This is a genomic window from Rhizobium sp. 01N424 (genome assembly GCF_056399485.1).
On sequence record NZ_JBFTRK010000001.1, the window covers coordinates 778,609 to 798,283 of the forward strand.

Consider the following 19,675-nt stretch of genomic DNA (forward strand, 5'->3'; position numbering starts at 1 on the left):
AATGCTTCAAGCCGATGTAGGTCCGGACGGGTGTTCGAGCAAGCCCCAATCAGGCCCTTATCAGGGTAGCGCGTCGTAGCCTTCGGCAAAGCCCTTCAGATCGACCGGAATGCCGATGCCTTCTTCCGGTGTCTGGAAGACGATGAAGGTGGCGCTGGTGCCGCTGCGGAAGGTCTTGAGCAGCTCGTCCTCGAGCACGACTTCGGCATAGCAGCCATCGGCGAAGCAACGGACGAAATAGGCGCGGCCGATATCCTTGCCGTCGACATTGAGGCCGAGGCCGTTCGGCAGCAGCACGCCGAGAGGGGCGAGTACGCGCAGGATCTTCGACTTGCGGTCGGCGGTCTTCAGCACGACGACCGAGAGCCCGACTTCAGGACGGTCTTCGGCGATCACGTTCTGCATCAGCGCGCACTGCTCGGCCGAAGCGCCGGCCGGCTTGTCGCAGACGACGGACCAGGCGCCGTGGTTGGATTTCACCGTGCCCGGTGCCTGCGGCTGGCTCTGGCCGGGAACGGCCTGCTGCTGTCCGGGTGCCGAGGGCGCGGGTTCGGCCTGTGCAGGCGGCTTGGCGGCCGGCTGCTGCTGCGCGAAGACGGGGGTGGCCGCTGCTGCTGCAAGTATGGTGGTCACGGCAAGCGACCGCGCAAGGGAACGGAAACCCATAAAAACCTCTGGATTCGAATCGGTGACGGTATTGTTGAAGGCCGTCGCCAAAAATGAAAAGACCTGCACCGTGAAAACCGGGGGACTACGGCAGAAATAGGACCTTTCGGCAAGAATGTTCGGGCTTTGGATTGGCCCGCGTAAGGCTTTTCCGTATGATGGTGCAAATCGGCGGTAATGTTTTGTGCCTGCTTGCGAATTTGTCGTTACGCAAAAATGCCGCATAGACAATTGCTTTGGCCAGTTGCGGTCCATGGCAAACTGTGGTTTGAAGCGCAGAAGATGGCAAGGATTCTGCGTTCGATTTATGGCAGGTCAAGCGCTCGAGGGAGATACTAAGGTGATTAAGAAGGCTTATGCAGCTCTGACCGCGCTGGTCTGTCTGCTTTTTGCTTCCGGCACATATGCCGATCAGCCGATGCCGTGGCAGGCAACGCTGCAGCCGGCGGCGACGCCGATTATGCGGGAAATCCGCTGGTTCGAACAATATACGGTGTGGTTCATCGTACCGATCACGCTCTTCGTTCTGATCCTGCTCATCGTCGTCTGTTGGAAGTTCCGTGCGAGCGCCAACCCGGTGCCGTCGAAGACCAGCCACAACACGGTTATCGAAGTCATTTGGACCGTGGGGCCGGTTCTGATCCTTCTCTTCCTCGCTGTTCCGTCGTTCAACCTTCTGACCGCCCAGCTGACGCTGCCGGAAAATCCGGATGTGACGCTGAAGGCGACCGCGACCCAGTGGCAGTGGAATTACGAATATGAAGGCACCGGCGACAATCCGCTGGCCTTCGATTCCTACCTGCTGAAGGATCCGGATCGTGCCGCTGCCGGCAAGACCGACCTCTCCACCTATCCGCGCCTGCTTGCCGTCGACAACGAAGTCGTCCTGCCTGTCGGCAAGACGGTCCGCGTTCTGGTGACCGCCGCTCCGACCGATGTCATCCACGCTTTCGCGATGCCGTCCTTCGGCGTCAAGATCGATGCTGTTCCGGGCCGCCTCAACGAAACCTGGTTCAAGACCGAGCGCGAAGGCCTGTTCTACGGCCAGTGTTCCGAGCTCTGCGGCAAGGACCATGCGTTCATGCCGATCGCGATCCGTGTCGTTTCCGAAGACAAGTACAAGCAGTGGCTGACGGCTGCCGCTTCCGATCTTCCCGGGGCCTACAAAAGCCTCATGGCAGCAACCGATGGTCCGAAGACCGTCGATGTCGCCGAAAACGCTCAGTAATTTAGAAGGGACTCGGGACAATGGCTGGACCTTCCGCTCACGATCATTCTCATGATCAGCATGGCCATGACGCGCATGCGCATGACGACCATCACAATCACTCGCATACGCCGAGCTTCGTCAATCGCTGGTTCTTCTCGACGAACCACAAGGACATCGGCACGCTTTACCTGATCTTCGCGATCTTCGCCGGCATCATCGGCGGCGCGCTCTCGGTTGCCATGCGCATGGAGCTTCAGGAACCTGGTATCCAGATCTTCCACGGTCTGGCCTCGATGGTTTACGGCTTCGAAGGTGACGCCGCGATCGACGGCGCCAAGCATATGTTCAACGTCTTCACCACCGCTCACGCCCTGATCATGATCTTCTTCATGGTCATGCCGGCGATGATCGGCGGCTTCGCCAACTGGATGGTGCCGATCATGATCGGTGCGCCTGATATGGCGTTCCCGCGTCTGAACAACATCTCCTTCTGGCTGATCGTTCCGGCCTTCCTGCTGCTCGTGCTGTCGATGTTCGTCGAAGGCCCGGCCGGTGCTTACGGCGCTGGTGGCGGTTGGACGATGTATCCGCCGCTCGCAACCGCAGGCCAGCCTGGCCCAGCCGTCGATCTGGCGATCTTCTCGCTGCATATCGCCGGTGCGTCGTCGATCCTTGGTGCGATCAACTTCATCACCACGATCCTGAACATGCGCGCTCCGGGCATGACGCTGCACAAGATGCCGCTTTTCGCCTGGGCCGTTCTGATCACCGCCTTCCTGCTGTTGCTCTCGCTGCCGGTTCTGGCAGGCGGCATCACCATGCTGCTCACCGACCGCAACTTCGGCACGTCCTTCTTCGCACCTGAAGGCGGCGGCGACCCGATCCTTTACCAGCACCTGTTCTGGTTCTTCGGTCACCCGGAAGTCTACATCCTGATCCTGCCGGGCTTCGGCATCGTCAGCCACATCATCTCGACCTTCTCGAAGAAGCCGGTTTTCGGTTACCTCGGCATGGCCTACGCCATGGTCGCCATCGGTGCCGTCGGCTTCGTCGTCTGGGCGCACCACATGTACACGGTCGGCCTGTCGCTCGATGCGCAGCGCTACTTCGTGTTCGCAACGATGGTCATCGCCGTTCCGACGGGCGTGAAGATCTTCTCCTGGATCGCAACGATGTGGGGCGGCTCGATCAGCTTCCGTACGCCGATGATCTGGGCAATCGGCTTCATCTTCCTGTTCACGGTCGGTGGCGTCACCGGCGTTCAGCTGGCAAATGCCGGTCTCGACCGCTCGCTGCATGACACCTATTACGTCGTGGCTCACTTCCACTACGTTCTGTCGCTCGGCGCCGTGTTCGCCATCTTCGCTGCCTGGTACTACTGGTTCCCGAAGATGTCGGGCTACATGTACAGCGAGTGGATCGGCAACCTGCACTTCTGGGTCATGTTCATCGGCGTAAACCTGGTGTTCTTCCCGCAGCATTTCCTCGGCCTCGCCGGCATGCCGCGCCGCTACATCGACTATCCGGATGCCTTCGCCGGCTGGAACTACGTGTCCTCCATCGGCTCCTACATCTCGGCCTTTGCGGTTCTGATCTTCCTCTTCGGTGTCTTCGAAGCTTTCGCCAAGAAGCGCCTGGCTGGTGACAATCCGTGGGGTGAGGGTGCAACGACGCTCGAATGGCAGCTGCCTTCGCCGCCGCCGTACCACCAGTGGGAACAGCTTCCGCGCATCAAGTAAGATGCTGGAATGCCGGACGCCGCACCAAGATGCGGCGTCCGGCCTTAATGTAAGCAGGACGGAATAATGACGGTCATCGACAATCACGAGGCACTTGCGAACGAAGGCGAATTTCGCCTGTCGGAAGCAGGCGCACGCGATTATTTCGAGCTTCTGAAGCCCCGCGTCATGTCGCTGGTGGTCTTCACGGCCTTTGCCGGCCTCGTGCTGGCACCCGGACATATCAATCCGATCCTCGGCCTCATCTCGATCCTTTGCATTGCTGTCGGCGCAGGCGCGTCGGGCGCGCTGAACATGTGGTATGACGCCGATATCGACGCTGTCATGACCCGCACCGCGCAGCGCCCGATCCCGGCCGGCCGCATCCAGCCGCGCGAAGCGCTGGCTTTCGGCCTCGTTCTTTCAGGCTTCTCGGTCTCCATCCTCGGCCTCGCCGTCAACTGGCTTTCTGCCGGGATCCTGGCCTTCACCATTTTCTTCTACGCGGTCGTCTATACGATGTGGCTGAAGCGCTCGACGCCGCAGAACATCGTCATCGGCGGCGCGGCAGGCGCCTTCCCGCCGATGATCGGCTGGGCCTGCGTGACCAATTCGGTCACCATCGAAAGCACTGTCCTCTTCCTGATCATCTTCCTGTGGACGCCTGCGCATTTCTGGGCTCTCGCGCTCTTCAAGATGCACGATTACGAATCCGTCGGCGTGCCGATGTTGCCGAATGTCTCAGGCGAGCGCACCACCAAGCATCAGATCGTTGCCTATGCGGTGCTGACGGCCATCTGCGGCGTCGTCCCGTCCTTGCTCGGCTTTGCCAGCTTCGGCTACGGCCTCGTCGCGACGCTGCTCGGCGCAATCTTCATAAGCTGTTCCATCGCCGTCTGGCGGATGCCGGATGGCGATCTGAAGATGATCCCGGCAAAGAAGCTGTTCGCTTTCTCGATCTTCTATCTGTTTGCCATCTTCTCTGCTCTCATGTTCGATCGCGTTGCCTCTATCCTGGTGTTCCACGCAGGAGGTTTGATTTGATCGAAACCGTCAAATTGACCGAAGCGCAGCGCAAGTCGCGCCGCAATCGCAACGTCGCGCTCGGCCTCGTGCTGGCAGGCCTTTGCGTGCTGTTCTATGCGATCACCATCGTCAAGTTCACCGGACACGGAGGCTGAGCGAATGAGCGAGACCGTGGACACGCCGAAGAAGAAGGGCCGCAATAACGGCGCCGTCGTCATGATGTGCCTGAGCTTCGTCGTTGGCATGGGCGCGATGAGCTATGCCGCCGTTCCGCTCTACCGCATGTTCTGCCAGATCACCGGCTATAACGGCACGACGCAGCGCGTCGAGCAGGCATCGACCGTGATCCTCGACCGCAAGATGCGCGTCACCTTCGACGCCAATGTCGCTCCCGGCCTGTTCTGGGAATTCAAGCCGGTCCAGCGCGAAGTCAATCCGCGCATCGGCGAGACGATCCAGGTCAATTTCGTTGCCGAGAACCGCTCGAATGAGACCCAGCGCGGCCAGGCGGTGTTCAACGTCACGCCGGGCGAAGCCGGGGCCTATTTCAACAAGGTTCAGTGCTTCTGCTTCACGGAGACGGATCTGAAGCCGGGCGAAAAGCTTGAAATGCCGGTGGTGTTCTACATCGATCCGGAAATTACCAAGGCCGTGGAGTCGAAAGACATTCACACGGTCACGCTATCCTATACGTTCTACCCGAAAGAGGGACCGAAGCCGGTGGCTTCGAATGAGGGTGGAGCGGAGAAGGTTGAAAAGAAACTTTGATTGAGGTCCGTTTCCGGCTATGCCGGGAACGAGCGAGGAAGAGATCCGGGGATACAAGATGGCCGACGCGCATCAGAAAAACCACGACTACCATATTATTGATCCGAGCCCGTGGCCGCTGCTCGCCTCGATCGGCGCGTTCATCATCACCTTCGGTGGCGTCGGATTCATGCGCTACATCAATGGCGGATCGCTGCACCTTTTCGGTATCGAATGGGCGCATCCGTGGCTGTTCTTCATCGGTCTCGCGCTGATCCTCTACGTCATGTACGGCTGGTGGGCCGATACCGTGAAGGAAGCCCACGAGGGCGCGCATACCCGCGTCGTCTCGCTGCACCTTCGCTACGGCATGATCATGTTCATCGCTTCCGAAGTGATGTTCTTCGTTGCCTGGTTCTGGGCCTATTTCGACGCCAGCCTCTATCCGCATGAAGCCATTCAGGCCTCGCGCCTCGCCTTCACCGGTGGCGTATGGCCGCCGAAGGGCATCGAGGTTCTCGATCCCTGGCACCTGCCGATCTACAACACCGTCATCCTGCTTCTCTCGGGCACGACGGTCACCTGGGCACACCACGCCTTGTTGCACAACGACCGCAAGGGCCTCATCCAGGGCCTGACGCTCACCGTTCTGCTCGGCATCCTGTTCTCCTGCGTCCAGGCTTACGAATACGCCCACGCTCCGTTCGCCTTCAAGGCATCGATCTACGGCGCGACCTTCTTCATGGCGACCGGCTTCCACGGTTTCCACGTTCTGGTAGGCACGATTTTCCTGATCGTCTGCCTGATCCGCGCCATCCGCGGCGACTTCACGCCGAAGCAGCATTTCGGCTTCGAGGCTGCGGCCTGGTACTGGCACTTCGTCGACGTCGTCTGGCTGTTCCTGTTCTTCTCCATCTACATCTGGGGTGGATGGGGCGCACCGGTCGCCCACGGCTGATCCGGTCCAAAAGGCTGATATTGAAAAGGCGGGTGCCAATGGCGCCCGCCTTTTTCTTTGCTCTACCGCAACCCGGCGATCCGCTCGAAGGCGGATGGCTCGGGAATGCCGATATCGAGCTGATGGCGGATCGCCTCGGCGCACTCATAGGGCGTCAGCACAGAGGTATCGAGCTCGAGATCGTAGATGCCGGGCTTGTGGACCTCGTCCTGCCAGCGGCGCACCGCTTCCGGAACCGCTATTTCGGCCGTCGCCTTGGCATAGAGTTCTTCGCGGCCGGGCTCGTCGATCTCCCGCCGCTTCATGATGACGTCGAGCGGACAGCGCACGCCAACGAACAGCACCGGAAAGCCTTCGAGACGCCTGGCGCAATCCGCCAGGATGCCGAGCGGCTGCGAGTACGCGTCATGATGGCCGAGATCGGCGACGACATTGAGCCCGAGCCCGGCGTGAATGGCGATCGATTCGTAGAGCGCCGCATAGAGGAACGGCACCAGTTCCTCGAGATCGGGACGCTCGCCGCCGGGCCTGAGGCCGATGCCCGGCAGATACTCGGCCGGCGTCATCGCATTGTAGCCGTCGACCCCGAGATTCATCCAGGGGCCGTCGAATTGCTGCTGGATCGCCCTCGCGATCGTGGTTTTGCCGCTGCGCGGCGCGCCGTTCAAAATGACGATCTGCGCGGCGGTGTTGTCGTTGTCCATGCGTCTTCTTCTTCTGTTTGGCGCGAATCGCTGAGGCGAAATCGCGCAGGTATTTCCCTTCGTCCTGCGGATACTCTATGGGAGAGTTAAGGCGGCTTTAGGTGAGATCGCCGCTATCGGGAATGGGTATGAAAGAACACACAGCTCTTTTTCCACCGGTCGATCCGGTGAAGACCGGCATCAAGGGCTGCTGCCCGCGCTGCGGCAACGGCAAGCTGTTCGATGGCATGCTGTCGCTGAAGCCGCGATGCGCCGCCTGCGGGCTGGATTATGCATTTGCTGATTCGGGCGATGGCCCGGCTGTCTTCGTCATCCTCATCGTCGGCTTCATCGTCATCGGCTCGGTGCTCTGGCTGGAGGTCAACTATTCGCCGCCGATCTGGCTGCATATCCTGCTCTTCGGTCCGTTGACGATCATCTTGTCGCTGCTGACCCTGCGCTGGTGCAAGGGCATCCTGATCGCCATGCAATACCGCCACAATGCCCGCGAAGGACGCCTGAGTGACTGACATGAACATTCCGGCCACGCGCCGCAAGCTGCCTGTTTTCACCGGCATCGTGGTGCTGATTGCGCTCGCCATCCTGATTTCGCTCGGCACCTGGCAGGTCGAGCGGCTGCACTGGAAGGAAGGCCTTCTCGCCGACATCGCGTCGCGCCGCACCTCGGCCCCCGTCGAGCTCTCCGCCATCGAAGCGATGCACGCCGGTGGCACCGATATCGAATACCGCCCGGTCACCGTCACTGGCCGCTACGTCAACAACAAGGAACGGCACTTCTTCGCGACCTGGCGCGGGCAGACCGGCTTCTACGTCTATACCCCGCTGGAAATGGCGGACGGGCGCTATCTCTTCGTTAATCGCGGTTTCGTTCCCTATGAGAACAAGGAGCCGGAGATGCGTATGCAGGGCCAGCTGACCGGCCAGCAGACCGTCACCGGCCTTGCCCGCAATCGCCTGCCCGGCAAGCCGTCCTGGGTCGTGCCCGAAAACGATCTCGCCAAGAATGTCTTCTATTGGAAGGACATCGACGCGATGACGTCGAGCGACGGTTTCGATCCGGCGAAAGTCGTGCCCTTCTTCGTTGATGCGGACTCGACGCCGAACCCGAAGGGCATGCCGATCGGCGGCGTCACCGAAATCGACCTGCCGAACAACCACCTCGAATACGCCTTCACCTGGTATGGTCTGGCGGCAGTGCTCGTCGGCATCGTCGGCGTTTCCTGGTTCCGCAGGCGCGGCGGCAACGCACCGGCGCAATAGTATCGCTTCAATTCCTTCCTATATTGGGCTAGACACCCGAGACGATGGATACCGGACGCAAGATGAATATAGCAGCGAAACCTCCTCTGACGATCAGGCTTTGCGGGCCGCGCGGCTTCTGCGCCGGCGTCGACCGTGCCATCCAGATCGTCGTTCTGGCGCTGAAATCCTATGGCGCCCCCGTCTATGTCCGTCACGAGATCGTTCATAACCGCTATGTCGTCGAGGGCTTGGAAGCGAAGGGCGCCGTCTTCGTCGAGGAGCTGAACGAGATCCCGGAAGAGCATCGCGCCCAGCCGGTGGTGTTCTCCGCGCATGGCGTTCCGAAGTCGGTCCCTGAAGATGCCAACAGCCGCAACCTATTCTATCTCGATGCCACATGTCCGCTGGTCTCCAAGGTCCACAAGCAGGCGATGCGCCACAACCGCCTCGGCCGCCATGTCGTCCTCATCGGCCATGCCGGACACCCCGAGGTCATCGGCACCATGGGCCAGCTGCCCGAGGGCTCGGTCTCGCTGATCGAGACCGTCGAGGACGTGGACAAGTACCAGCCGATCGATCCCGACAATCTCGGCTACGTAACGCAGACGACGCTGTCGGTCGACGATACCGCCGGCGTCATCGCCAGGCTCCAGCAGCGCTTCCCGAACCTGACTGCACCTGCTGCAGATTCGATCTGCTATGCCACGACCAACCGCCAGGAAGTGGTGAAGCAGGCGGCCCCCGGCTGCGATCTCTTCATCATCGTCGGCGCCCCGAATTCCTCCAACTCCAAGCGCCTTGTCGAAGTGGCGCTGAGGGCAGGGGCGACCAAATCGATCCTCGTCCAGCGCGCCTCGGAGCTCAATTGGGACGAGATCGGCCCTATCTCGACGCTCGGCCTCTCCGCCGGCGCTTCGGCCCCCGAAGTCATCGTCAATGAAATCATCGAGGCCTTCCGTGCCCGCTTTGAAGCGCAGGTCGAGCTTGCCGAAACGGTACAGGAAAACGAGCATTTCCTCGTCAATCGCGAGCTGCGCAATATCGAGCTGACGTCGGCGGATATGGCGTTTGTGAATGGGTAGTGTTCTGTCGGAGGGCGTGATACCCCCCTCTGTCCTGCCGGACATCTCCCCCTCAAGGGGGGAGATCAGCTGGGAGAAATCGCTCGCTCGACATCAATTGTTTGGGGAAACCCTCACCATCTGCCGATCTCCCCCCTTGAGGGGGAGATGCCCGGCAGGGCAGAGGGGGGTATCATCTCCGAGCGACCACCCAACCCGAAACGAGACCCCACCTTGGCCGTTTACACCGATATCTCCGAAGACGATCTGAAGTGGTTCCTGACGGAATATGATGCTGGCGAGCTGCTCTCCTACAAGGGGATCGCCGAGGGCGTCGAGAATTCGAATTTCCTGCTGCACACCACGAAGGATCCGTTGATTCTGACGCTCTATGAGAAGCGCGTCGAAAAGAACGATCTGCCGTTCTTCCTCGGGCTGATGCAGCATCTCTCCGCTGGCGGCCTGTCCTGCCCGCTGCCATTGCCGCGCAAGGATGGCGCGCTGCTTGGCCATCTGTCGGAGCGCCCCGCGGCGCTGATCTCCTTCCTCGAAGGCATGTGGCTGCGCAAGCCGGAAGCCAAACACTGCCGCGAGGTCGGCAAGGCCCTGGCGCAGATGCACATTGCCGGCGAGGGCTTCGAGTTGAAGCGCCCGAATGCGTTGTCGATCGATGGCTGGAAGGTTCTCTGGGACAAGTCGGAGGCCCGCGCTGACGAGGTGGAAAAGGGGCTGTCGGCTGAGGTGCGCGGCGAGATGGATTTCCTCTCCGCCCACTGGCCGCGGGAGCTGCCGTCAGGCGTCATCCATGCTGATCTCTTCCCCGACAACGTCTTCTTCCTCGGCGACCAGCTTTCGGGCCTGATCGACTTCTATTTCGCCTGCAACGACCTGCTGGCCTATGACGTCTCGATCATCCTCAATGCTTGGTGCTTCGAAAAGGACGGCGCCTACAACATTACCAAGGGTACGGCGATGCTGGAGGGCTACCAGAGTGTCCGCCCGCTCAGCGAAGCCGAACGTGCGGCTCTGCCGATCCTGTCGCGCGGCTCGGCGCTGCGCTTCTTCCTGACCCGCCTCTACGACTGGCTGACGACGCCCGAGGGCGCCATGGTCACCAAGAAGGATCCGCTCGAATATCTGCGCAAGCTGCGCTTCCACCGCCAGATCAAAACGGCCGCAGAATACGGGCTTTCCGCATGAAACACGTCGATATCTTCACCGATGGTGCCTGCTCGGGCAATCCCGGCCCCGGCGGCTGGGGTGCGATCCTGCGTTATGGCGAGGTCGAGAAGGAACTGTCGGGCGGCGAAGCCGAGACCACCAACAACCGTATGGAATTGCTGGCGGCGATCTCTGCGCTTTCGGCCCTCAACAGCGCCTGCGAAGTCGATCTCCACACCGACAGCAAATACGTCATGGACGGCATCTCCAAGTGGATCTTCGGCTGGAAGAAGAACGGCTGGAAGACCGCCGACAAGAAACCGGTGAAGAATGGCGAGCTGTGGCAGGCACTCGATGCCGCCAACCAGCGCCACAAGGTCAAGTGGCACTGGGTCAAGGGCCATGCCGGCCACCCGGAAAACGAACGCGCCGACGAATTGGCGCGCATGGGCATGGCTCCCTACAAGAAGAAATAGGCCGGGCGGGGCGGGGGAGGCATCGTGCGGATCATCTCGTTGAATGCCTGGGGCGGCAAGATCTACCAGCCGCTGATCGAGTATCTCGCCACCGCGGGTGCGGATGTGCTCTGCCTGCAGGAAATCACCCGCTCGTCAGGTGTCGTGGCGGATTGGCTGGAATATCGCGACGGCAGCCATATCCTGCCGCAGCGTCCCAATCTCTTCGATGATTTGAAGGCCGTGCTTCCTGAGCATGACGGCTTTTTCGCCCCATCAACGCGCGGCGAGCTGTTCGATGGCGATCGCGCCGTTACCTCGGAATTCGGCCTTGCCACCTTCATCCACCGCTCCTTGGCGATCACCGGCCAGGCGGCGGATTTCGTCCATGGCCGTTTCTCGCCGGATGGATACGGCACCCATCCACGGGCGCGCAACGCCCATGTCGTCAGGCTCTTCGACTATGCCACGGGCCGCACCGTGACCGTCGCCCAGCTTCATGGCCTGCGCGACATGGCGGGCAAGGGAGACACGCCTGAAAGGATAGCGCAGGCCGAAGCCCTGGTGGCGCTGATCGGCCGCATCCACCGGCAGGGCGATCCGCTCGTTGTCTGCGGCGACTTCAATGTTCTGCCCGAAAGCTCCACCTTCGAGATCCTCGGCAGGCTCGGCCTCATCGATCTCGTGACCTCCCGCGGCTTTCAGGGCACGCGAACGTCTCTCTATCCGAAAGAGGGGAAGTTTGCTGACTACATGCTGGTCTCGGCAGATGTCGAGGTCACCCGCTTCGAGGTCGTCAGCACGCCCGAAGTCTCCGATCACTGCGCCCTGATGCTGGAGATCGCCTAGCCGTTTACGGCCCGCGCGCTGCTCGGCGATTCCCACACGGATACCCGATCACGCCCGCCGCGCTTGGCATCGTAAAGCGCCTCGTCGGCATGCTGCATGAATTCGGAGGGCGTCGTCGCCCGGCCGCGGCTCTGCTTGACGGCAACGCCGACGCTCGCCGTCACCCGGGTGAATTCGCTGCCGGTATGCGGCAGGTTCAGCGCATGCAGCGCATCGCGGAACTGTCCGGCGACACGGCATGCATCGGCCTCGTCGGCCTCCGGCATCAGCACTACGAACTCTTCGCCGCCGAAACGGGCAACGATATCGGTGTCGCGCCGCGCCGCCTTGCGCAGGCAGTCGGTCACCGACTTCAGGCATTCGTCCCCAGCCAGATGGCCATAGGTGTCGTTATAGGCCTTGAAGCGGTCGACATCGATCATCAGCAGGCTGAGCGGCGTGCGCTCGCGCACACTGCGGGCGAGCGCCAGCGCCAGGGCTTCGTCGAAGGCGCGGCGGTTGACGATCCCCGTCAGGCCGTCGGTTTCGGCGAGGCTCTTCATCCGGTCGGCAACGGCGCGCAGCGAATGCTCTGCCTGCTTCATGGCGGTCACGTCGGAGACGACGACAAGCGCCATGCCATCGGCCGTCATGCGCGTGCGCAGGCTGAGCCAGCGGCCGTCATAGAGATCGATTTCCTCGTCCTTGTCGCGGTGCAGGTCGCGGGCCGCGGTCTCGATCCATTGCTCATCGACGGCAACGGGAAAATTGCGGCGCTCCTGCGTCTCGATGGCTTTTCGCAGGATATCGCGGATATTGTAACCGGCGACGCGCACGACGCCTGAGAGCGGGAAGAGGTTGGAATATTGCGGGTTGGCATAAACAAGCTTGCCCTGCGGATCATACATCGCAAACCCGTCCGACATGCCGGACATCGCATGCGACAGCATGTTGCGGCTATCACGCAACTCCCGCTCGATGCGGCGCTCCTCCGTAATGTCGCGGGTGACGCCGGCAAGCCCGATGATGACGCCGTCGCGGTCGCGCAGCGGCACTTTCGAGGTGCGGAACCAGTGTTCGCGCTCGCCCTGCATCAAGGATTCGATCTTGTTGATCTGCGCTTCGCCCCGGCGCATCAGGTCCTGTTCTTCAGCAAACAGCACTTCGGCGCGGCGTTGTGTGGCGATGTGGAAATCCGTGGTGCCAATCATCGCTTCCGGCGAGCTGAAATGGTGGTGCTCGGCGACATTGCGATTGACCACGACGAACACGCTATCGCGGTTCTTGACGTATTGGAAATCCGGCGTCTGCGTCAGCGCCGCGGTCAGCAGATCACGGTCCTGCGCCATGTTCTCGAATTGCAGGAGCAGCGAACCGGCAACGGCGATGGCGCCGAAATTCAGCACGATGGCGGGAATGCCGACGAGCTGCAGTGTCATGGCGCTGACCTGATTGGGCAGGATCAGCATCGTCGCCAGCAGCGTCAACGAGACGGTGGCACCAAGGATGAAGATATCGCTGAGCTTCGCCTTGCGCCGCTTCTGCAATATGCGCAGCGTCAGCGAGACCGCACCGGCGCAGGCAATGCTGATCACTCCGTCAACCGCACCCGCCCCACCCATATAGAGCCGGAAGGCGACGGCCATCGGGATCGTCAGAATGGCCGAAGGTGCGCCGCCGAACAGCGCCGATATTGCCACCAGCGAATAACGCAGGTCGATGAACACGCCGTTGCTCAGCGGCACCGACATCATCATCGAGGCCATCGTTCCGGCCCCCATGACGGCGCCGAAGGCGAGCTTGGTATGCAGATCGCTGAGCTGACGGAATCGGAAATAGATGTGAGCCCAGACCGAGATCACCAATGCAACGATGGCAAGATTGCCCGTTAGTATTTGCCAGGTTGTATTCATACAGTACAAGTGAACCCAGACGCGCCAATCCCCGCATTTCTAAGGCTTTTTCCTTTCAACGGGTTTAACTTAGGGATGGCTACACAAGAAAATCATGCGTCAAACTTAAACGCCTGAAACGGCCGTGTTCCAAACGGACACATCCAGAAGCCGCCGGCCTTCGTATCGACCTTTATTGAGCGACGATCCGAGGATGAGATGGCTGTGCATGCAGGAACCTGGCTTGAGCCATCCCTGGAACCGAGATTCTGGTGGCGTGTCGCGCTGTCGGCGGTCTATCTGATCGCCGGTATCCTGCACATGCTGCTGCCGGGGCCGTTTCTGCGGATCATGCCAGCCTTGGTGCCGTTTCCAGCGTCGGTAATCTTCATAACAGGTTTATGTGAGGTCGCGGGTGCCGCCGGCCTGCTGTCGTCACCCTATCGCGCTGCCGCCGGCATCGGGCTCGCTGCCTACGCGGTCTGCGTCTATCCCGCCAATATCAAGCATGCGATCGATGGATTGTCGGCGGTGGACGCAAGCATCTACGCGTGGCTCTATCACCTGCCGAGACTCGCTTTTCAGCCGGTCCTCGTCTGGTGGGCGCTTTACGCAGGCGGCGTAATCGACTGGCCCTTCGCGCTACCCAAAGCTTAAGCGGCTGGCGGTTCGCGGCCGCCAGCCGTGTGTTCCGGGCGCACCTGCCGCCAGCGCGCCTCAGCTGGCCGCCCGCATCTCCGCCAGAGGTTTCACATTCTGGTTCATCCGGAAGAGATTCTGCGGATCATAGCGTCTCTTGATTTCCGCGAGACGCCGGTAGTTCATGCCATAAGCCGCTTCCACGCGATCGGCCTCGTCTTCTGGCATGAAATTGATATAGGCCGTGCCGATCGCATGCGGCCTCGTTGCCTCGAACAGACCCTTTGCCCATCCGATACAGGTCTGGTCCATCGCCTTTTCCCGCCAGCGTGCGTGGACGTTCATCACGAAATGCGAGCTGCGCTGAGGGAAGGCCGTGGCCTCGTGGCCGATCCGTCCTGCCGCGCCACCGACATGGCCGATGAAGATCTCGCATTCCGGCCCTGGCAGCTTGCGCACCGCATCGAGCAGCACGGAGATGGCAGGATCGGAAAGCCGCGCAAAATCCTGGCTCTTCCAGTAATTGCGCGCTCCGGGTGTCAGCAGTGGATCGAAGACCTGCTGCCAGGCGGCGAAAGGCGCCGGTCCGACGACATCGGCAATCGGCTTGCCGATCGACCGCAACCCGGCGGTCGCCGTCTCACCGGCCTGCAGATTGCCGCAATAGCACATGGCAAGCACCAGCACCTCCTTGCCATGCCACTCGGCAGGCAGGAACGGCAGCGGTGGCGCCTTGCGCATCACGGCCCAGCAGGTCAGCTCGTCAGGCGCCGTTTCCAACTGTTGGCGGTATTGCCTGAGCACCATCTCCGCATCGGCGAAAGGATGGACCACAAGCCCCGCCAGTACCTCTCCGGGCAGATCGTGCAGCCGGAATTCGAACGAGGTGACCACGCCGAAATTGCCGCCGCCGCCGCGCAGCGCCCAGAACAGCTCCGGCTCTTCCTTTTCGCTGACGCGTTTCAGTTCGCCTGCCGCGGTCACGACGTCCACCGAGATCAGATTGTCGAGCGTCAGCCCGAACTTCCGGGTCGTCCAGCCGAAACCGCCGCCGAGCGTCAGCCCGGCAATGCCTGTCGTAGAGTTGATGCCGGTCGGCAGAACAAGTCCGAAGGCCTGCGTCTCCGCATCGACGTCGGCCAGTGTCGCACCGGGCTCCACCCGCATGCGCCGCGTCGCGGGATCGACCCAGACGGATCGCATTGCCGACAGGTCGATGACGACGCCGCCATCGCAGATCGCGTTGCCGGCGATGTTGTGGCCGCCGCCGCGGATCGCCAGAAGCAGACCGTTGTCACGCGCAAAACGCACCGCCTTGACGGCATCACCAGCACCGGCGCAGCGCACGATCATCGCCGGATGCCGGTCGATCATGCTGTTCCAGATCGTCCGCGCCTCGTCGTAGTCGGCATCGTCCTTGGTAATCAGCCGCCCGCGCAATGCGGCGGCGAACGCCTCTATGGTACTGCCCTTCACCCTGGTTTGACCCCGTTGCAGGGTCGTGAGGTTCAAGTCGTCCATGATGTCCTCCCTGCGGCAGGAAGCCCCGTCCCCGCCGGGGCCGCATTTTGCGCCCCCCGGCCATGGTTAACAAGCTATCGCTAATAAATGTATCCAGCGATGGAGCGCGCCGGGTTGGCGCCCGCCTGGCGTGTTTTTATGCCGTTCATCTGCAAGCGGGGGACTATGGCTGGCCTTTGTGCCGCACGGGGTTGCCCTCGGTAGCTTTCCCACTATTCTGGCCGCAACGAAAACAGGGAGGCCACCATATGATCCTGCATTGCGTATTCTTGCGGCTGAAGGCCGCGATGACGGCCGAAGAGAAGCAGGCTCTGTTCGAATCGGTCGTGGCGCTGAAGCAGGTCATTCCCGGGATCATCGACATCCAGCATGGGCCGAACGTCTCGCCCGAAGGGCTGCATGGCGGCTTTGTCGATGGCTTTGCCGTGACATTCGAGAGCCCGGAGGCGCGCGATGCCTATCTCGTCCATCCGGAGCATGTGACGGTCGGCCAGCGCATCGTCGAATCCGTCGACGGCGGCCTTGGCGGCTTGTTGGTCTTTGATCTGAATATCTGAAAGGAAAGGCCGCGGATTGCTCCGCGGCCCAAGCTCCTCAGCTCGACTTTGCGATCGCCGCGGTGATCTGGTCGACATTGTAGCGGAACATCTTCTCGTAGGTCGGAGCCGGTCCCTTGGCGTCGGAGAGAGACTCGACATAGAGCTCGCCGCCCGGCTCTGCGCCGGTTGCCTTGGCCACCTGCTTGACGAGACGCGGATCGTTGGAGTTCTCGAAGAAATACGTCTTCACATGCTCGGTCTTGATCTGCTCGATCAGCTTGGCAACTTCGGCGGCCGACGCTTCTGTTTCGGTCGAGACGCCGAGCGGCGCCAGGAAGCTCACCTTGTATTCGCGGCCGAAATAGCCGAAGGCGTCGTGGCTGGTCAGCACCTTGCGCCGGTCTTCGGGCATCGCGTCGAACTTCGCATGCGCGTAGCTGTTCAGCTCGTCCAGCGTCTTGGTGTAGCGCTCGGCATTGGCCTTGAAGGCTGCGGCATCGGCAGGATCGACATCCGACAGCGCCTTTTCGATGTTCTTTACCCAGATCTTCACGTTGACCGGACTGTTCCACACATGCGGATCGGTCACGGTCTTGCCGTCCTCTTCCATGGTGCGGGTGTCGATACCTTCGGAGACGGTTACCGGCGTGCCCTTGTAGCCGGAGGCGGTGATCAGCCGGTCCATCCAGCCTTCCAGGCCCTCGCCGCTGACGAAGGTGACCTGTGCTGCCTTCAGGTGCTTGGCATCGGCAGGCGAGGGTTCGAATTCATGGGGGTCGCCGTTCGGGCCGACTAGGCTGGTCACTGTCACATGATCGCCGCCGACCTGTTTGACGACGTCGGCAAGCACGGTGAAGGAGGCAACGGTCTTCAGCGTTTCCGCCGAAGCCGGCATCGCAGAAGCGGCAATCAGCGCGGGCAATGCGGCTGACAGAAGCAGGGTTTTGGATCTCATGATGGTCTCCTTGGTTCAGCCCTTGAGATGCGGGCGGGGAAAATAGCGCCGGGCGAGGCCGGACGGTGCGAAGAAGATCGAAAGCGCGTAGAAGCCCGCCGCCGTCATGATGATCGTCGGCCCCGAGGCGAGTTCGAGATGGTAGGAGGCGACAAGGCCGAGATAACCGGATGCCGTGGCGCTGACCGCGGCAATGGTCATCATCCGGGGCAGGCTGCGCGACCAGAGCTGCGCGATCGCCGCTGGCAGCATCATCAACCCGACTGCCATCAGGGTGCCGAGTGCCTGGAAGCTCGCAACGAGATTGAGCACGACGAGCAGCAGGAAAAGGAAGTGATAGAGCAGACCGCGCCCGCCGACGGCGCGCAGATAGCCGGGGTCGAAACACTCGGCGACCAGCGGCCGATAGATGATCGCAAGTGCCAAAAGCGTCACCGACGTGATCGCACCGATCTGCGTCAGAGCAGGGGTGTCGATTGCCAGGATCGTGCCGAACAGCACATGCAGCAGGTCGATGTTCGAGCCGCGCAGCGAGACGATGAGGACGCCGAGCGCCAGCGAAATCAGGTAGAAGCTCGCAAAACTGGCGTCCTCCTGCAGCACCGTCACGCGGCTGACGACGCCTGAAAGCAGCGCCACAGAAAGCCCGGCGACGAGCCCGCCGATTCCCATCGCCGTCAGCGACAGGGACCCGGCAACGAGATAGCCGATCGCCGCCCCTGGCAGCACCGCATGGCTCATCGCATCGCCGACAAGGCTCATGCGCCGGAGCATCAGGAACACGCCGATCGGCCCGGAGCCGAGCCCGAGGCAGAGGCAGGCGACGAGCGCGCGGCGCATGAAACCGTAATCGGCGAAAGGTGCCAGAAAGATATCGTAGGCGGTCATGCGGCGGGCTCGCAGATCGCGGCGTCTTCGTCCCAGCGCTCGGCCATCGCCCGCGCCGTCATCAGGTTCGCCGCCGACATCACCTCCGCCGTCGGCCCCCAGCCGATCAGCTCGCGGGCGATCAGCATTGTCTCAGGGAAATGTGCCCGAACCTGCTCGAAATCGTGCAACACCGCGATGACCGTCCGCCCGTCGCCATGCCAGCGCGCCACGATGTCGAGAAGGTCGCGGGTGGTGCGCGCGTCGATCGCCGTGAATGGTTCGTCGAGCAGGATCACTTTGGCGTCCTGAAGCAGCAGCCGGGCAAACAGCACGCGCTGGAACTGCCCGGCGGAAAGCGCGCCGATATGCCGGTTCTCGAAACCTTCGAGCCCGACGGCCGACAGCGCCTCGAGCGCCTTCTGTAACTCGTTCGCGGCCACCCGTCCGAAGGCCCCGGCCTGTCGCCAGGCGCCCAGCATCACCGTATCCAGAACCGAGATCGGAAAGCGCCGGTTGATATCGGCAGCCTGCGGCAGATAGCCGAAATCGAGCCGTGCCAGCCGGTGACGAATCTGCCCCGCCGCCGGCCTGATCTCGCCGATGAGCGCCTTCAGGAGCGTCGATTTACCCGCCCCATTCGGCCCGGCAATCGCCGTCAGGCTGCCCTCGCGAAGGCTGCCGGACACATGATGCACCGCTGGATGCCGGTCGTAGCTGACTGTGAGGTTATCGAGCTCGATGAGAACGGCACTCACGGCAGGATCACCGCCCAATGGATCGCCAGCCACAGCGCGGCGATCATCAACAAAACGAAACCGGCACGCACGGCAGCGGATTGCCGGAGCAGGTTGGGAAAGGGGCGGGGCATCGAAGCGCTTTCTAAAATGTAATAACGTAACAGTTATGTTATAACGAATATGGCAAAAGCACGGCGGATGCAAGCGGGAGGGTGCGGCGCCAACGACTTTCTATTAGCCTGTCAGAAAGGAAGCTTCGCCATGAAGGTATCGATCGAAAAGCAGTGGGAAGATTTGGTCGAGAGATTGGTCACCGAGGGACGCTACCACTCAGCTGAACGGGTCGTCAGCGCAGGATTGAGCCTCGTCGCTCAGCAAGAGGCTAGGCTCGATGGCTTGCGCGCGATCATCGATGCGTCAATTGCTGCGGGCGGAGACATCAGCGATGACGAGCTGGGAGCAGTGCTGGAAACTCGGATCGCTTGCCTGAGAGCCCAACGCTAACCAGATGCTCGCACCTATCCTCCCTCATTCCTGTGCTCGTCACAGGAATCCAGTCACCGCGCGTCGGCGCGGTGGGGAGAGTCTTTCAGCCCAAGGACTTGGGCTGGCTGGATGCCTGTGACAAGCACAGGCATGAGGGATATGTCTTGCCAAGGGACACCCATCCCTACTGTGGGAGCGATAGCGTAATCGGCATCTCCAAAAAGAAAACGGCGGAACCGGCCCGCCGCCAACTGAAATAG

The 19,675-nt window shown here is 61.6% G+C and carries 22 protein-coding genes; 15 read left to right on the forward strand and 7 right to left on the reverse strand.

Annotation, left to right across the window (positions count from 1 at the left end):
- Positions 1 to 60 precede the first annotated feature (60 nt).
- Complete coding sequence (locus AC1DNK_RS03945) at positions 61 to 666, reverse strand: invasion associated locus B family protein (protein ID WP_477939418.1); 606 nt, start codon at positions 664 to 666, stop codon at positions 61 to 63.
- Between the two features lie 340 nt (positions 667 to 1,006).
- On the opposite strand from AC1DNK_RS03945, the gene coxB reads away from it, so the two are divergent.
- The 6 genes from coxB (at position 1,007) to AC1DNK_RS03975 (ending at position 6,325) form a co-directional block, all read left to right on the forward strand.
- Entirely contained in the window at positions 1,007 to 1,894 is an 888-nt protein-coding gene (gene coxB, locus AC1DNK_RS03950) for a cytochrome c oxidase subunit II (RefSeq protein ID WP_477939419.1), read from the forward strand.
- 20 nt (positions 1,895 to 1,914) lie between these two features.
- Complete coding sequence (ctaD, locus tag AC1DNK_RS03955; protein ID WP_112386452.1) at positions 1,915 to 3,615, forward strand: cytochrome c oxidase subunit I; 1,701 nt, start codon at positions 1,915 to 1,917, stop codon at positions 3,613 to 3,615.
- A 66-nt stretch (positions 3,616 to 3,681) separates the two neighbouring features.
- Positions 3,682 to 4,638: a heme o synthase gene (locus AC1DNK_RS03960; protein WP_477939420.1), complete on the forward strand. Its 957-nt coding sequence runs from the start codon at positions 3,682 to 3,684 to the stop codon at positions 4,636 to 4,638.
- The gene (locus AC1DNK_RS03965; protein WP_162698648.1) at positions 4,635 to 4,775 is read left to right on the forward strand and encodes a hypothetical protein; all 141 of its coding nucleotides are present in this window, start codon (positions 4,635 to 4,637) and stop codon (positions 4,773 to 4,775) included. The genes AC1DNK_RS03960 and AC1DNK_RS03965 overlap by 4 nt, the downstream gene beginning before the upstream one ends.
- 4 nt (positions 4,776 to 4,779) lie before the next feature.
- A complete protein-coding gene (locus AC1DNK_RS03970) occupies positions 4,780 to 5,388 on the forward strand; it encodes a cytochrome c oxidase assembly protein (RefSeq protein WP_477939421.1) in 609 nt (202 codons plus the stop codon).
- Positions 5,389 to 5,446: 58 nt separating this feature from the next.
- Entirely contained in the window at positions 5,447 to 6,325 is an 879-nt protein-coding gene (locus AC1DNK_RS03975; RefSeq protein ID WP_112386518.1) for a cytochrome c oxidase subunit 3, read from the forward strand.
- Positions 6,326 to 6,387: 62 nt separating this feature from the next.
- Here the strand turns inward: AC1DNK_RS03975 and AC1DNK_RS03980 are convergent, their stop codons facing one another.
- A complete protein-coding gene (locus tag AC1DNK_RS03980; protein ID WP_477939423.1) occupies positions 6,388 to 7,029 on the reverse strand; it encodes a chloramphenicol phosphotransferase CPT family protein in 642 nt (213 codons plus the stop codon).
- A gap of 128 nt (positions 7,030 to 7,157) precedes the next feature.
- Between AC1DNK_RS03980 and AC1DNK_RS03985 the strand changes: the two genes are divergently transcribed.
- The 6 genes from AC1DNK_RS03985 (at position 7,158) to AC1DNK_RS04010 (ending at position 11,797) form a co-directional block, all read left to right on the forward strand.
- Positions 7,158 to 7,538, forward strand: coding sequence for a DUF983 domain-containing protein (locus AC1DNK_RS03985; RefSeq protein WP_477939425.1), 381 nt, complete (start codon positions 7,158 to 7,160; stop codon positions 7,536 to 7,538).
- A 1-nt stretch (position 7,539) separates the two neighbouring features.
- Positions 7,540 to 8,289 (forward strand): SURF1 family protein, encoded by a 750-nt coding sequence (locus tag AC1DNK_RS03990; RefSeq protein WP_477939878.1) that lies wholly within the window; start codon positions 7,540 to 7,542, stop codon positions 8,287 to 8,289.
- 62 nt (positions 8,290 to 8,351) lie between these two features.
- On the forward strand, positions 8,352 to 9,353 hold the full coding sequence (gene ispH / locus AC1DNK_RS03995) for a 4-hydroxy-3-methylbut-2-enyl diphosphate reductase (RefSeq protein ID WP_477939427.1): 1,002 nt from the start codon (positions 8,352 to 8,354) through the stop codon (positions 9,351 to 9,353).
- A 213-nt stretch (positions 9,354 to 9,566) separates the two neighbouring features.
- Positions 9,567 to 10,532 carry a homoserine kinase gene (locus AC1DNK_RS04000; protein ID WP_477939428.1) on the forward strand — a complete coding sequence of 322 codons (966 nt, stop codon included), beginning with the start codon at positions 9,567 to 9,569 and terminating at the stop codon, positions 10,530 to 10,532.
- On the forward strand, positions 10,529 to 10,969 hold the full coding sequence (gene rnhA, locus AC1DNK_RS04005) for a ribonuclease HI (protein WP_112386446.1): 441 nt from the start codon (positions 10,529 to 10,531) through the stop codon (positions 10,967 to 10,969). The genes AC1DNK_RS04000 and rnhA overlap by 4 nt, the downstream gene beginning before the upstream one ends.
- A 24-nt stretch (positions 10,970 to 10,993) precedes the next feature.
- The gene (locus AC1DNK_RS04010; RefSeq protein ID WP_477939430.1) at positions 10,994 to 11,797 is read left to right on the forward strand and encodes an endonuclease/exonuclease/phosphatase family protein; all 804 of its coding nucleotides are present in this window, start codon (positions 10,994 to 10,996) and stop codon (positions 11,795 to 11,797) included.
- Here AC1DNK_RS04010 and AC1DNK_RS04015 read toward each other — a convergent pair.
- Complete coding sequence (locus AC1DNK_RS04015) at positions 11,794 to 13,689, reverse strand: diguanylate cyclase (protein WP_477939432.1); 1,896 nt, start codon at positions 13,687 to 13,689, stop codon at positions 11,794 to 11,796. The two genes, AC1DNK_RS04010 and AC1DNK_RS04015, sit on opposite strands and share 4 nt — an antisense overlap.
- Positions 13,690 to 13,887: 198 nt before the next feature.
- On the opposite strand from AC1DNK_RS04015, the gene AC1DNK_RS04020 reads away from it, so the two are divergent.
- Positions 13,888 to 14,325 carry a DoxX family protein gene (locus AC1DNK_RS04020; RefSeq protein WP_477939433.1) on the forward strand — a complete coding sequence of 146 codons (438 nt, stop codon included), beginning with the start codon at positions 13,888 to 13,890 and terminating at the stop codon, positions 14,323 to 14,325.
- Between the two features lie 60 nt (positions 14,326 to 14,385).
- Here the strand turns inward: AC1DNK_RS04020 and AC1DNK_RS04025 are convergent, their stop codons facing one another.
- Positions 14,386 to 15,828: an FAD-binding oxidoreductase gene (locus tag AC1DNK_RS04025; RefSeq protein ID WP_477939436.1), complete on the reverse strand. Its 1,443-nt coding sequence runs from the start codon at positions 15,826 to 15,828 to the stop codon at positions 14,386 to 14,388.
- Between the two features lie 248 nt (positions 15,829 to 16,076).
- On the opposite strand from AC1DNK_RS04025, the gene AC1DNK_RS04030 reads away from it, so the two are divergent.
- Positions 16,077 to 16,385, forward strand: a complete 309-nt coding sequence (locus AC1DNK_RS04030; RefSeq protein WP_310291876.1) for a Dabb family protein — start codon at positions 16,077 to 16,079, stop codon at positions 16,383 to 16,385.
- A gap of 37 nt (positions 16,386 to 16,422) precedes the next feature.
- On the opposite strand, the gene AC1DNK_RS04035 is transcribed toward AC1DNK_RS04030, so the two are convergent.
- The 3 genes from AC1DNK_RS04035 to AC1DNK_RS04045 are packed head-to-tail and all read right to left on the reverse strand — an operon-like array spanning position 16,423 to position 18,947.
- Positions 16,423 to 17,322 (reverse strand): metal ABC transporter solute-binding protein, Zn/Mn family, encoded by a 900-nt coding sequence (locus AC1DNK_RS04035; protein WP_477939438.1) that lies wholly within the window; start codon positions 17,320 to 17,322, stop codon positions 16,423 to 16,425.
- A gap of 15 nt (positions 17,323 to 17,337) precedes the next feature.
- Entirely contained in the window at positions 17,338 to 18,210 is an 873-nt protein-coding gene (locus AC1DNK_RS04040) for a metal ABC transporter permease (RefSeq protein WP_112386439.1), read from the reverse strand.
- Positions 18,207 to 18,947, reverse strand: a complete 741-nt coding sequence (locus AC1DNK_RS04045) for a metal ABC transporter ATP-binding protein (protein ID WP_477939439.1) — start codon at positions 18,945 to 18,947, stop codon at positions 18,207 to 18,209. The genes AC1DNK_RS04040 and AC1DNK_RS04045 overlap by 4 nt, the downstream gene beginning before the upstream one ends.
- Positions 18,948 to 19,190: 243 nt before the next feature.
- On the opposite strand from AC1DNK_RS04045, the gene AC1DNK_RS04050 reads away from it, so the two are divergent.
- The gene (locus AC1DNK_RS04050) at positions 19,191 to 19,433 is read left to right on the forward strand and encodes a ribbon-helix-helix domain-containing protein (RefSeq protein ID WP_477939441.1); all 243 of its coding nucleotides are present in this window, start codon (positions 19,191 to 19,193) and stop codon (positions 19,431 to 19,433) included.
- The last annotated feature ends 242 nt before the right edge of the window (positions 19,434 to 19,675 follow it).

Coding starts and splice junctions, on each gene's coding strand:
- rnhA (WP_112386446.1), top strand. CDS start 10,529: ATGAAACACGTCGATATCTTCACCGATGGTGCCTGCTCGGGCAATCCC.
- AC1DNK_RS04050 (WP_477939441.1), top strand. CDS start 19,191: ATGAAGGTATCGATCGAAAAGCAGTGGGAAGATTTGGTCGAGAGATTG.
- AC1DNK_RS04040 (WP_112386439.1), bottom strand. CDS start 18,210: ATGACCGCCTACGATATCTTTCTGGCACCTTTCGCCGATTACGGTTTC.
- AC1DNK_RS04030 (WP_310291876.1), top strand. CDS start 16,077: ATGATCCTGCATTGCGTATTCTTGCGGCTGAAGGCCGCGATGACGGCC.
- AC1DNK_RS03985 (WP_477939425.1), top strand. CDS start 7,158: ATGAAAGAACACACAGCTCTTTTTCCACCGGTCGATCCGGTGAAGACC.
- ctaD (WP_112386452.1), top strand. CDS start 1,915: ATGGCTGGACCTTCCGCTCACGATCATTCTCATGATCAGCATGGCCAT.
- AC1DNK_RS04020 (WP_477939433.1), top strand. CDS start 13,888: ATGGCTGTGCATGCAGGAACCTGGCTTGAGCCATCCCTGGAACCGAGA.
- AC1DNK_RS03975 (WP_112386518.1), top strand. CDS start 5,447: ATGGCCGACGCGCATCAGAAAAACCACGACTACCATATTATTGATCCG.
- AC1DNK_RS03970 (WP_477939421.1), top strand. CDS start 4,780: ATGAGCGAGACCGTGGACACGCCGAAGAAGAAGGGCCGCAATAACGGC.
- AC1DNK_RS04015 (WP_477939432.1), bottom strand. CDS start 13,689: ATGAATACAACCTGGCAAATACTAACGGGCAATCTTGCCATCGTTGCA.
- AC1DNK_RS03990 (WP_477939878.1), top strand. CDS start 7,540: ATGAACATTCCGGCCACGCGCCGCAAGCTGCCTGTTTTCACCGGCATC.
- AC1DNK_RS04035 (WP_477939438.1), bottom strand. CDS start 17,322: ATGAGATCCAAAACCCTGCTTCTGTCAGCCGCATTGCCCGCGCTGATT.
- AC1DNK_RS03945 (WP_477939418.1), bottom strand. CDS start 666: ATGGGTTTCCGTTCCCTTGCGCGGTCGCTTGCCGTGACCACCATACTT.
- ispH (WP_477939427.1), top strand. CDS start 8,352: ATGAATATAGCAGCGAAACCTCCTCTGACGATCAGGCTTTGCGGGCCG.
- AC1DNK_RS03960 (WP_477939420.1), top strand. CDS start 3,682: ATGACGGTCATCGACAATCACGAGGCACTTGCGAACGAAGGCGAATTT.
- AC1DNK_RS04025 (WP_477939436.1), bottom strand. CDS start 15,828: ATGGACGACTTGAACCTCACGACCCTGCAACGGGGTCAAACCAGGGTG.
- AC1DNK_RS03980 (WP_477939423.1), bottom strand. CDS start 7,029: ATGGACAACGACAACACCGCCGCGCAGATCGTCATTTTGAACGGCGCG.